The following is a 10,959-nucleotide window of genomic DNA, read 5'->3' on the forward strand; positions in this document are numbered from 1 at the left end:
AGTATGGAGAAAGCTTTCGGCATGCAGCTGACAAAGAAACTCGCCGCTTCGTTGTTTTCGCCGATTCCGATGTCCAGGGATCGCGCGATAGGTATTTCTGAGCGCCTCGCGGCCCTTTCCAGTCTTTCTTCCTCTCTGGAATATATCAGTCAGCGCCGGAATCTTGAGCCCGGTGGTCTAAACGACTGGGACATCATGAAGAAGTCGCCGGAAAGCGCGGTTCCGGCCATCCAGAAGATGACGAATGCCGTGAGCGGCAGGAAGACCACCATGGCGCTCCATGCCACGCGCGTCGCATGCAGCCTTGGAATGCTCCTGCCCGGCAATGGCAAGTGGCGAGCGGCAGGCAACCTCTTCCTCGGTGCGACCACTTGCGTGCTACAGGCCCGCCACCGATACGGATCGGACGGTGCGGACCAGGTCACCACACAGGTTCAGGCGGTAACGGGCCTTGCCCGGCTGTCGGACAGCCCGCAGGTCAAGGATGCCCTTATGTGGTATCTGGCGATCCAGGCCAACATGTCGTACGCGACGTCAGGCTGGGCGAAGTTGGCCGGGACTCAGTGGCGTGACGGATCGGCTCTGCCCGGTGTGCTGCGTACGCGAACTTATGGATCGGAGCGCGCGTACCGCCTGACGCAGCGTTACCCTCGCACCAGCAAGGTCACACAGCACGCGGTATTGGCGATGGAATGCCTTTTCCCGGTCATCTATCTGGCCGGCGGCAGGTTGACTCGGCCGATGCTCGGCGCCGCAGGCAGCTTTCACGTGGCCAACGCTTTCGTCATGGGGTTGGGCAGGTTCATGACCGCGTTCCCCGCGATGCACCCCATGGTGGCGTACACCACCGCGCCGCGAACGTTGTCCGTGGTCGCCGACCGGGACGACAGGATGGTCAAGGCTGCGCTGGTGCTGCTGGCCGCCGGTGTCAGCGGGACAGCGGTGCTGGCGACGCAGAGGCGCTCCCGGGTAGTGGCCGGGTGGCCGACGTCTCGTACCGTCACCACGCGGAGCGGCAACGTGCTGACGTACGACGCCGGCGGACAGGATCACGCCGACCGTCCGGTTCTGGTCTTCAACCACGGCCTCGCCTCGACCACCGAACACTTCGCGTGGATGGTCGAGCGACTCGCCCTCGACCTCGGCTACGCGTCGGTGACTTACGCCCGGGCGGGCTACGGCCCCAGCAAACGGCTGAGGGATGCCGCCTACACCACGCAGGAATCGGTGAACGACCTTGAGGACCTCATCCGCCAGGCCCTACCGGTAGACCGCAAGGTGGTACTGGTCGGGCATTCCATGGGTGCGGAGTTCAACCGTCGGGCCCTAACGCAGCTCGGCGACAAAGTGGTTGGCGTCGTCTACCTGGACCCCACGCACCCCGCGCAGCTGAAGCGGTCTCCCAAGCAAAGGAAGGGCACTGAGGTCCTCACTGACTCCTTGGAGCAGATGAGCCTCTGGACGAAGTTGGGTTTCGGTGCCTTGATCTCGTCTCCCGACTGGGTGGACGACCTGCCCCATGCCTACCGAAAGAAGGCGTTCGCCCACTACGCCGACTCACGGTTGTGGACTGCGGCGGCCCGGGAGTGGGAGGTCATTCGCGAGGAGCTCGAGACCTACACCGGAACCCTGGAGCCCGTGCCGGTCCCCGGACTGGTCATCGCCGCACAGAAGACGGTGGACACCGATCCCGAGCAGTTGCTGATGTTCCACGACATCGTCCGATCCCACGAAGCGGCAGATCAGTACGGGCAGGTCACCGTGGTGGAGCGCGGTAGCCACGACACGATCCTGACCGACGCGCGCCACACGCGAACCGCAACGGAGCTCATCGCCGATTTCGTGCAACAGCATTGCACTTCGCCGATTTCGTCGACCGTCCGGGAAACGGACGCAAGTTCCTCCGGAAAGGAGAGCGAAAGCAAATGAATACGACTTCCCTCCTGAAAGAGGCATTCACAGGACCGGGCGCAGTGACGCGCTTCGCCGGCGCCACTCTGCTGGTGACGACACTGGCCGCTCAGCATCCGCATCCCGCTTTCGAGATCGCACGGTCAAGAGACGTTTTCTCCCTCGTGCCGAACTGGAAGTTCTTTGCGCCCAACCCAGCGACGCACGACTACCACTACCTCTACCGCACCCTTGACGAGAACCGGCAGACATCCCCGTGGGTCGAACTGGACCTCATCACGAATCGCAAAGCGATCCAGGCGTTCTGGTTCTCATCTCGCCGTAGAGAAAAAGCCGTTTTCGACATATGCAGTGCCATCCTGAAAAGCATCGCCAAGGGTAGTGATCCGACCGGTGCGCCGCCCTTCAAGGTCCTGGCCGAGTTCATCAAGAGACAGATTCGGAATGCGCCGAACGCATCCGACGTACGGGGTTTCCAGTTCTCGGTGGTGCGCGCTGCCGGACATGACGAGAGCGAGGACCCCGAGGTCCTGTACGTCTCCACCTATCTGCCGATGAAATCGGCTCCGCCGGCCTTTCTGGGCGCCGTCTGAAACAGAGCCCCCCCGGCTATAGGGGCCACCGCAACAAGATAGGAGCGCCCGTGCCCATCGCGGACATAGGCTACGGCAGGCAGTTCGAGAGCTGGTACGACCGCATATTCCAGAACGATGCCGCGGCGCAGACCACCGTAGAGGCCCTCGTCGGATATCACCCAGATCCGCTCCAGGGCACGTTGGAACTCGGTGTAGGCACAGGTCGAATTGCGTTGCCGCTATCGCGCCGTGTCGGTCCGGTCACCGGTGTGGACTCCTCACAGGAGATGCTCACGACTCTGGAGAAGAAGGCAGAGGAAGGTGAGGTCACTGCAGAACTCGGGGACATTCGGACCTACAACGGAGGTCGGAAGTACGGCCTGATCTATTGCGTATGTTCCACGCTGGCACTTGTCCTTGATCCCGCAGAACAGCGAGAGACCATCGCCCGCGCTGCGGAACACCTGTTGCCCGGAGGCAGATTGCTGGTCGAGACGCATAACCGCCCGGGAATCGTCGCCCAGCATGAGGGCAGGCAGCGGACGACCATATTCGTGCCTTACCCCGAACCGAACACAGGCATCCAGATGCACGCCACGCTCCTCATGGAAAATAGGATCTGGCAGGTGTCCACGATTTGGTTCGAGTCGGACGGCACCCACCGCATCGGCACCGAGATCGCACGCCTGCTCACTCCTGAGGAAGTGGATGTCTACGCGCAGGACGCCGGTCTGCGGCCTGAAGGGCACTACAGCGACTGGCAGCAGACCGAGTACGTCCCCGAGGCGGGCTTGTTCGTAGCGTCCTACACCAAGCAGACATGAACCTCTGGGAGATAGTCCGCCACCATCGGGCCCTGCTGATCGCAGGCATCGGCATGGGCCTGGTCGGTGCAGCAGCCACGCTCGCTCAGCCCTGGATGCTGGGGCAATTGATCGAGGCAGTCTCTCTGGACAAGTCGATCGTCTGGCCCATCACGTTCATCGCTCTCTTCTTCCTCGCGGACGCGGCCATGAGCGCCGGACATACCTACGTGATCGGCCGGGCCGGCGAGAGCATCGTGTTCGACGTCCGTCGGATCCTGGGCGGCCGACTGCTGCGCAGCCAGATTCCGCACTTCTCACGCCTCAAACACGGCGACGTCTTCTCTCGTACGGTGTCCGACACCTCCATCGCTTGCCTGGTCATCGCGCAAGCCCTGGCGCAAATGGTTACCTCCGTGTTCATGGTGGTCGGTGGCCTCATCCTGATGGCCAGGCTCGACTGGAGGCTGCTGCTCGCCACGGTCGGCTGCCTCGGCCTAGCCAGTGGTGTCGCGCTTCTGCTGGCCCGTCAGGTGCGCGTCGCTGCCATGAAGAACCGGGAGAACGTCGGTGCGTTCGGCTCGGGGCTGCAACGGGTACTGGGGGCTCTCACCACGGTGAAGGCGTCGCGTGCCGAGGAGCGGGAGACCGAGGAGTTGGCGCGGCTGGCTGAAAGGGCTCGGCGCAGCGGGACCCGGGTCACCGGGTTCAGCTCACTGCTCACCCCGACGATGAACGTCGGAACACAGCTTTCGTTGGCAGTCGTCATTTCCTGGGGCATGGCCCGGGTGGCGACCGGGGCCATGCCGCCGGCCGACCTCACCTCGTTCGTCATGTACTTGTTCTACTTGGTATCGCCCTTGGTGATGCTCTTCATGTCGATCAGCCAGACTCAGCAGGGTCGCGCGGCGATACAGCGTGTGCTGGAGTTGGGGTCTATTCCTCAGGAGGAAGAGGAACCGGATGAGGGCATTGCGGATCGGCAGACGGAAGAGACAGCCGCGAAGTCGGCATCCGCGGTCCGCTTCGAGAAAGTCAGCTTCTCTTACCACGTGAGTACGCCGGTCCTCAGGGACGTCTCGTTTTCCCTGCCACGTAAGGGCCTTACCGCTATCGTCGGCCCCTCCGGCGCCGGTAAGACGACGACGTTCCAACTGATCGAGCGGTTCCTTTTCCCTGACAGCGGAACGATCCACATCGGAGGCCGTGACATCACCGGTCTGCGCCTCGGGGAACTGCGCTCACTGGTCGGTTACGTTGAGCAGGACGCGCCGATGATGCGGGGCACGATCCGCGAGAATCTGACGTACGCGAATCCCTCAGCCGATGTCGCGGAGGTCGCCCGTGCGCTACGGCTTGCCAGCCTGGACAGCTTCGTCGACGAGCTCCCGGAGGGCCTCGACACGGATCTCGGCGAACGGGGGGCCGGGTTGTCCGGCGGACAGCGACAACGCCTCGCGATCGCGCGGACCCTGTTGCAACGGCCGGATGTGATTCTGCTGGACGAGGTCACCGCTCACCTGGACAGCGACACCGAAGCCGCGTTGCGCGACACGATGCTCGAAGCTGCCCGGGAATGCGCCGTGCTGGCCATCGCGCACCGGCTGTCCACCATCGTGCGGGCGGACCGCATTATCGTGTTGGAGGAGGGCCAGGTGAGGGCGATCGGCACTCATCGGGACCTCGTCGAGTCCGATGAGGTCTACCGGCGACTCGCCCACCAGCAATTCGACGCCGAGGACGCCCTGATATGACTCGCGCCGACGTTGCTGTAGTCGGCAGCGGCCCAAATGGACTGGCCGCTGCCGTTACCTTGGCACGCGCCGGGCTCACCGTGCACGTCCACGAGCAGGCCGCCACCATCGGTGGCGGCCTGCGCGGCGAGACATTGTTCGACTCCGATGTTTCGCACGATGTCTGCGCGGCCGTTCACCCGATGGCTGCCGCCTCGTCCTTCTTCCGGGACTTCGACCTCGCGGCCCGCGGCGTCGCGCTGCTGCAGCCTCCCATCGCCTACGCGCATCCACTGGACGGTGGCGATGCCGCGTTTGCCTACCGCGACATCGCGGAGACAGCCGCACGCCTCGGTCCGGACGGAGAGAACTGGCGTCGTCTGATGGAACCGCTGGTGCGGCGCTCATCGGCCGTAACCGACTTCCTCCTGTCCGGCCAGCGGTCTTTGCCGCGCGACTTGGCCGCTCCGCTCACGCTCGGCACACGTGTGTTGGGACACCTCCTGCGGACCAACGGCCTGCGCACCGAGGCAGCTCGGGCTCTGATCACCGGAGTCGCGGCGCACGGGGTGGGCAGGTTGCCGGGTCTGCCTACCACGGCCATTGCGATGTTGCTCGGGCATCTGGCGCACGCGACCGGCTGGCCGCTGCCCCAGGGGGGAAGCCACCGCATCGCGGAAGTCATGGCCGACGATCTCCGGGCGCACGGAGGCGTGCTCCACACCAGCCACCGGGTCACCAACCTCGCGGAACTCGAAGCCCGCGTGGTCATGCTCGACACCACGCCGCGCGGTCTCCTCGCCCTGGCCGGAGGCCGGTTGCCGACACGCTACCGCCGGGCCTTGAGCCGTTTTACCTACGGTCCGGGCGCGGCTAAGGCCGACTTTCTGATCGAGGGGCCCATCCCCTGGTCCAACCCTGAGGTGAGGCTGAGCGGCACCGTGCACCTGGGCGGCAGTCGCGCGGAGACCCTTGCCGCGGAGAACGCGGCCGTTGGGGGAGAGACGAGCGAGGAACCATTCGTGCTGCTGGTCGACCCGGCCGTGACCGACCCCGGCCGGGCGGCGGGAGGCCGCCGCCCGGTCTGGGCCTATGCCCACGTACCAAACGGCGACACCAGGGACCCGGTGCCGCTGATCACCCGTCGAATCGAACGGTACGCTCCCGGTTTCGCCGATACCGTCGTCGCGGCGCGTGGTGTAGCGGCAGTTGACTATGAGGCGTACAACCCGAACTACCCCGGTGGCGACATCGGCTCGGGGGCACTCACGCTCCGACAGTCCCTGCTGCGGCCGACCCCCGCGTGGAACCCATACCGCACCCCTCTGCCCGGCGTATATCTGTGCTCCGCCTCGACACCTCCCGGACCCAGCGTGCACGGCATGTGCGGCCATCTCGCCGCCCTCTCCGCGCTTCGCCGCGAGTTCGACATCACCGCTGTTCCGTATCTGGGGCCCCATGGCGGAGTCAGGCCCGCCGAGAAGATCAGGAGAGAATCATGAGCACCACGCATCACCCCACCGCCGCCGAGGACTTCGTCGGCTACCTCCGCTCGTACCACGCCGACGCGTTCGACGGTGCCGACCCCATCGAGGAAGTCTGGTCGCGCTACCACGTGCCCGACGGCGATCACCGGGTCAACGGACGCGCCTTGTCGCAGAAGAAGATCCTGGGCAACATCCGCTCCAGGCGTTCCCTGGGCGCACCGTACGAGCTGTACATCCACGAGGTGGTCGTGGAGGGGCGCGCGGCCGCCGCTCGATACACGATCGGCACACCCATGCTGTGGAAGGTGCAGAGCGCCACGAATGTGACTCTCTTCGCCGAGATGGCGGAGGACGGGCGAGTGGCCAGCACCATCGGCTTCTCCTCCAGCCGGCCCGGCTGGTCCGGGCCGGGTGGCGAAGACCCCTTCGACGACGCGGCCCGCCCTGCTCCCGGCCTCGCTCCCGTTTCGCCGGCCCAGCCCGGAGCCGAGCCCACGCCCGCCCAGGACCCCGCACACTATCTGCGGGCGTACTACACCGCCGGTTACGACCCGGAGGTCCCTGTGGCCGAGGCACATGACCAGTTCCACACTCCGGATGCGCTGCACCACGTCGGGGGCAAACTCATGCAGCGCTCCGGTGTACTCAAAGCACTTGAGGACGGGCGGAAGCGCGGCCACACCTATCCGGTGGAGGTGCACGAGACGCTGCGCGAGGGCAACCGCTTCGCGGCTCGGTACACCACGAGCCGGGACGGGAAGCCGTCACGACCGCAAGAGATCCTGGCCTTCGGTGAGTTCACCGACGACGGGCGCGTGAAGCTGGTCCGCTCCGTGCTCGACCCCGGTTACGGCGCGGCGTAGGGCTCCGGCCGGTCTACATCAGGCAGGTAGCGCGGCCGTCGCGGGTGACAGGTGTTCCTGTTCGACACCGCCGCGACACCGCCGGACAGGACCCCATCATATGGATGGAGCGGTTGTCGGCCCTGGATTGCAGGATGCCCGTGATCAATTCTGTTCTCCGACAGCGCACTTCGTGAAAGGCCCGATTTTGCAGTCTCTTTGGAAACGCCATGGCCCTGTGGTGGCCGTGGGCGCCGTGTGCATCTTCGTCAACCAACAGGGCATCGGACCGTTGTGGTTCACCGGGGTCGCCCTGCTGGTCGTCGGCCTATTGATGCGTTGGGCGATGACCCTCGGGCAGCGCCCTCCTGCCGAGGAGCCTGCGCCACTAAGACTCGAAATGCCGGTGACCGGCCGCTGGATGGCACGCAACGGGCCCGGCACCAAGGTGCCCAGCCACACCCACAACCTGGCGCAAACCTATGCCATCGACCTTGCCCTACGCCCTGCGCCGGAGTTCGTGTGGTGGTGGCCGGTGGTGCGACGCCCCGAGTCGTACCCGTCGTTCGGTGAGCCACTCCTCGCCCCTGCGGAAGCCCGTGTTGTGGCCGTCTCGGACGCCCAACGGGACCACTTTTCGCGGTCTTCACTGGGTGGACTCTTGTACATACTCATCGAAAGCTTCGTGCGTTCACTCGGCAGCCCCCGCCACCTGCTGGGCAACCACATCGTCCTCGAATTGGGCGACGGGGTGTACGCGGTATTCGCACACCTGCGGCGCCATTCAGCAAAGGTGACCGTGGGCGACCGAGTGACCGTGGGCCAGACTCTGGCCGAATGCGGCAACTCGGGAAACTCCTCGGAACCGCACCTGCACTTCCAGCTCATGGACAGCCCGGACATCACGTGCGCCCGTGGCCTGCGTTTCACCTGGCGATACCGGGACGACGACGGCGAGGAGCACGAGGGGGTACCAGCCGACAACACCTGCTTGACCCCGTCCGGGACGACCCCGCCAGACCTTTACGCCGCGCCGTAACCCGGTTCAGGCCGGATCTACGCCCATCTCTGGCCGGGCGACGAAGACCGCACCCGGTCCGTCATGGACGCCGTTCTCGGCGGCCTGCGGGCCGGGTGCGGACAGGTAGGCGATGCGACCCGCGAAATTGCAGGTCAGACGGCCTAGACATAGATCAAGCCTTCTTGGTCTCCCAGAAGATCTCGTCGATCCGGGCGATGAGGTCGAGCGCCTTCTGGCCCGTGGCCGGGTCGGACGAGCCCTTGGCGGCCGAGAGGGCCTTGAGGGTGTCGTTGACCAGCTGGTGCAGCTCCGGGTACTTCTCGAAGTGCGGGGGCTTGAAGTAGTCGCTCCAGAGCACGGACACGTGGTGCTTGGCGAGCTCCGCGCGCTGCTCCTTGATGCCGATGGCGCGCGTCTGGAACTGCGCGTCGTCGTTGGCGGCCATCTTCTCCTGGACGGCCTTGACCGACTCCGCCTCGATGCGGGCCTGGGCCGGGTCGTACACGCCGCAGGGCAGGTCGCAGTGGGCGCTGACCGTTACCTTGGGGGCAAACAGGCGGGAAAGCATGCAGCGGTCCTTCCTCGTGATCGTCTTCTCAGGTGGGACATTACTCCGTGAGGGACGTGTTTTCGCGAGTGCCCCCATGGGCTTAGGTCAAAAGTCCAGGGCCAGACTGGGACTCGTGGAGGATAGGACCGGGGAGGTGTCGGTGATGCCGGAGCTGTCGCAGGAGAGCGAAGGAAGAAGGGCCGTCCTGCCGTTGGGCGCGGCCGAGGTGACCGGCCCGTCGATGGTGCCGACGCTGTACCACGGGGACCGTCTGGTGGTGCAGTGGGGCGCACGGGTCCGAGCGGGTGACGTGGTGGTGCTCCGCCATCCGTTCCAGCAGGACCTGTTGGTCGTCAAGCGTGCCGCCGAGCGGCGCGAAGGCGGCTGGTGGGTGCTCGGGGACAACGTGTACGCGGGAGGGGACAGCACGGACTACGGAACGGTGCCCGGGGAACTCGTCCTGGGGAAGGTGTGGTTCCGCTACCGCCCGCCCCGGTTCGCGTCCGGTCAGCGCTCGCCGTTCGCGCTGCTGCGCTGGGCCGTCTCGGCCGCGCGGCCCGTGCTGGCCGACCGCTCCGTCTCCAAGCGCTTGCGGGCGCGGTAGGCGGCGACATTGGCGCGGGTCGCGCAGCGGTCCGAGCAGTAGCGTCGGGAGCGGTTTGTCGACGTGTCGAGATAGGCGTTGCGGCAGGGTGCTGCCTCGCACAGGCCGAGCCGGTCGACGCCGTGCTCGGTGAGGTGGAAGGCGAGCCCCATCGCGGAGATCGCGGCGTAACCGGACGTCGCGTTCGACGGGTGGTCCGCCAGGTGCATGTGCCACATCGGCTTGCCCTCGGCGTCGTGGTCGCCGTGCCCCGAGATCTGCGGGCTGACCGGGAACTCCAGGAGCAGGGAGTTCAGGAGGTCGACCGCGAGGGTCTCGTCGCCGCCGTCGGCCGCCTCGAAGACCGCCCTGAGGCGGGCCCGCACCGAGCGGAAGCGGGTGACGTCGGCGTCCGTGGCCCGACGTGCCGCCTGCGAACTGCCTCCGAACAGCTCACGGACCGCCTCGACCGACGTCAGCGTGTCCTTGTTGCGACCCGGCTCCTCGCTGTTGACCAGACGTACTGCGTAGTCTGAGTAATAGGCCAGTTCCACTTGTAGTCCTTACCGGGGCGGGCTATCTTCGTCAGGTGCGTGAGTAACGGTTGCGCGTACTTCGAGGGTATTACGAGAGCGTATTACGTACTGGAGGGCTTCTGATGACGGAAACGGCGTCCACAACCGACTGGCGCGCCTGGCAGGACAGCTGGGACCGGCAGCAGGAGTGGTATCTGCCCGACCGCGAGGAGCGGTTCCGCGTCATGCTGGACATGGTCGAAGCCGTCGTCGGATCCGAGCCGCGCGTCCTCGACCTCGCGTGCGGTACGGGGAGTATTACGGACCGGCTGCTCAAGAGGTTCCCGAGCGCGGTCAGTACGGGCGTCGACCTCGACCCCGCGCTCCTGGCCATCGCCGAGGGCACCTTCGCCGGGGACGACCGGGTCACCTTCGTCACCGCCGACCTCAAGGACCCTCGGTGGACGGCGCAGCTCCCGTACGACTCGTACGACGCCGTTCTGACCGCCACCGCCCTGCACTGGCTGCACAGTGACCCCCTCACCACCCTCTACGGCCAGCTCGCGGGAGTCGTTCGGGACGGCGGTGTCTTCCTGAACGCCGACCACATGCCCGACCCCGCGACGCCCCGTCTGAACGAGGCCGACCGGACCCAGCGGCACGCCCGTATGGAACAGGCCAAGGCCGAAGGCGCCCTGGACTGGAAGGACTGGTGGCAGCTCGCCGCCAAGGATCCGGTACTCGCCGGGCCCACCGCCAAGCGTTTCGAGATCTACGGCGAGCACGCGGACGGCGACACCCCGTCGCCCGAGTGGCACGCGCGGACGCTGCGCGACGCGGGCTTCGGCGAGGCGCGGACGGTGTGGTCGTCGCCGTCGGACGCGATGGTGCTCGGCCTCAAGTAGCGGGAACAGGAAGGGGCGGTACGGATCCAAGATC

The 10,959-nt window shown here is 66.0% G+C and carries 11 protein-coding genes and 1 pseudogene; 10 read left to right on the plus strand and 2 right to left on the minus strand.

Annotated features, from left to right (window positions below):
• The 8 genes and pseudogenes from ACFQ7F_RS43080 to ACFQ7F_RS43115 form a co-directional block, all read left to right on the plus strand.
• A partial coding sequence (locus ACFQ7F_RS43080) for an alpha/beta fold hydrolase (protein WP_383284216.1) occupies positions 1-1,929 on the plus strand: 1,929 nt, incomplete at its 5' end.
• Positions 1,926-2,504, plus strand: coding sequence for a hypothetical protein (locus ACFQ7F_RS43085; protein ID WP_383284220.1), 579 nt, complete (start codon positions 1,926-1,928; stop codon positions 2,502-2,504). The genes ACFQ7F_RS43080 and ACFQ7F_RS43085, both read left to right, overlap by 4 nt.
• Before the next feature lie 50 nt (positions 2,505-2,554).
• Positions 2,555-3,310: a class I SAM-dependent methyltransferase gene (locus ACFQ7F_RS43090; RefSeq protein WP_383284224.1), complete on the plus strand. Its 756-nt coding sequence runs from the start codon at positions 2,555-2,557 to the stop codon at positions 3,308-3,310.
• Positions 3,307-5,043 carry an ABC transporter ATP-binding protein gene (locus ACFQ7F_RS43095; RefSeq protein ID WP_383284228.1) on the plus strand — a complete coding sequence of 579 codons (1,737 nt, stop codon included), beginning with the start codon at positions 3,307-3,309 and terminating at the stop codon, positions 5,041-5,043. Before ACFQ7F_RS43090 ends, ACFQ7F_RS43095 begins: the two co-directional genes overlap by 4 nt.
• Positions 5,040-6,524, plus strand: a complete 1,485-nt coding sequence (locus tag ACFQ7F_RS43100; RefSeq protein ID WP_383284231.1) for a phytoene desaturase family protein — start codon at positions 5,040-5,042, stop codon at positions 6,522-6,524. The genes ACFQ7F_RS43095 and ACFQ7F_RS43100 overlap by 4 nt, the downstream gene beginning before the upstream one ends.
• Positions 6,521-7,372, plus strand: a complete 852-nt coding sequence (locus ACFQ7F_RS43105; protein ID WP_383284234.1) for a nuclear transport factor 2 family protein — start codon at positions 6,521-6,523, stop codon at positions 7,370-7,372. The genes ACFQ7F_RS43100 and ACFQ7F_RS43105 overlap by 4 nt, the downstream gene beginning before the upstream one ends.
• A 100-nt stretch (positions 7,373-7,472) precedes the next feature.
• The gene (locus tag ACFQ7F_RS43110; protein ID WP_383284237.1) at positions 7,473-8,390 is read left to right on the plus strand and encodes a M23 family metallopeptidase; all 918 of its coding nucleotides are present in this window, start codon (positions 7,473-7,475) and stop codon (positions 8,388-8,390) included.
• 12 nt (positions 8,391-8,402) lie between these two features.
• Positions 8,403-8,537, plus strand: a pseudogene (locus tag ACFQ7F_RS43115) (site-specific integrase); the annotation flags it as partial.
• Between the two features lie 7 nt (positions 8,538-8,544).
• On the opposite strand, the gene sodN reads toward ACFQ7F_RS43115, so the two are convergent.
• Positions 8,545-8,940 carry a superoxide dismutase, Ni gene (gene sodN / locus ACFQ7F_RS43120; protein WP_383284241.1) on the minus strand — a complete coding sequence of 132 codons (396 nt, stop codon included), beginning with the start codon at positions 8,938-8,940 and terminating at the stop codon, positions 8,545-8,547.
• A 145-nt stretch (positions 8,941-9,085) separates the two neighbouring features.
• On the opposite strand from sodN, the gene sodX reads away from it, so the two are divergent.
• Entirely contained in the window at positions 9,086-9,526 is a 441-nt protein-coding gene (sodX, locus tag ACFQ7F_RS43125; RefSeq protein ID WP_383284250.1) for a nickel-type superoxide dismutase maturation protease, read from the plus strand.
• On the opposite strand, the gene ACFQ7F_RS43130 is transcribed toward sodX, so the two are convergent.
• The gene (locus ACFQ7F_RS43130) at positions 9,430-10,059 is read right to left on the minus strand and encodes a CGNR zinc finger domain-containing protein (protein WP_383284244.1); all 630 of its coding nucleotides are present in this window, start codon (positions 10,057-10,059) and stop codon (positions 9,430-9,432) included. The two genes, sodX and ACFQ7F_RS43130, sit on opposite strands and share 97 nt — an antisense overlap.
• A gap of 104 nt (positions 10,060-10,163) precedes the next feature.
• Here ACFQ7F_RS43130 and ACFQ7F_RS43135 point away from each other — a divergent pair, with 104 nt between their 5' ends.
• Positions 10,164-10,925: a class I SAM-dependent methyltransferase gene (locus ACFQ7F_RS43135; protein ID WP_383284247.1), complete on the plus strand. Its 762-nt coding sequence runs from the start codon at positions 10,164-10,166 to the stop codon at positions 10,923-10,925.
• Positions 10,926-10,959: the final 34 nt, after the last annotated feature.

The organism is Streptomyces sp. NPDC056486 (genome assembly GCF_042795295.1).
Classification (GTDB): domain Bacteria; phylum Actinomycetota; class Actinomycetes; order Streptomycetales; family Streptomycetaceae; genus Streptomyces.

Bases quoted from the DNA above. Each gene is read 5' to 3' on its own strand.
- ACFQ7F_RS43085 (WP_383284220.1), top strand. From the start codon at position 1,926: ATGAATACGACTTCCCTCCTGAAAGAGGCATTCACAGGACCGGGCGCA.
- ACFQ7F_RS43095 (WP_383284228.1), top strand. From the start codon at position 3,307: ATGAACCTCTGGGAGATAGTCCGCCACCATCGGGCCCTGCTGATCGCA.
- ACFQ7F_RS43100 (WP_383284231.1), top strand. From the start codon at position 5,040: ATGACTCGCGCCGACGTTGCTGTAGTCGGCAGCGGCCCAAATGGACTG.
- ACFQ7F_RS43105 (WP_383284234.1), top strand. From the start codon at position 6,521: ATGAGCACCACGCATCACCCCACCGCCGCCGAGGACTTCGTCGGCTAC.
- ACFQ7F_RS43110 (WP_383284237.1), top strand. From the start codon at position 7,473: ATGGATGGAGCGGTTGTCGGCCCTGGATTGCAGGATGCCCGTGATCAA.
- sodN (WP_383284241.1), bottom strand. From the start codon at position 8,940: ATGCTTTCCCGCCTGTTTGCCCCCAAGGTAACGGTCAGCGCCCACTGC.
- sodX (WP_383284250.1), top strand. From the start codon at position 9,086: ATGCCGGAGCTGTCGCAGGAGAGCGAAGGAAGAAGGGCCGTCCTGCCG.
- ACFQ7F_RS43135 (WP_383284247.1), top strand. From the start codon at position 10,164: ATGACGGAAACGGCGTCCACAACCGACTGGCGCGCCTGGCAGGACAGC.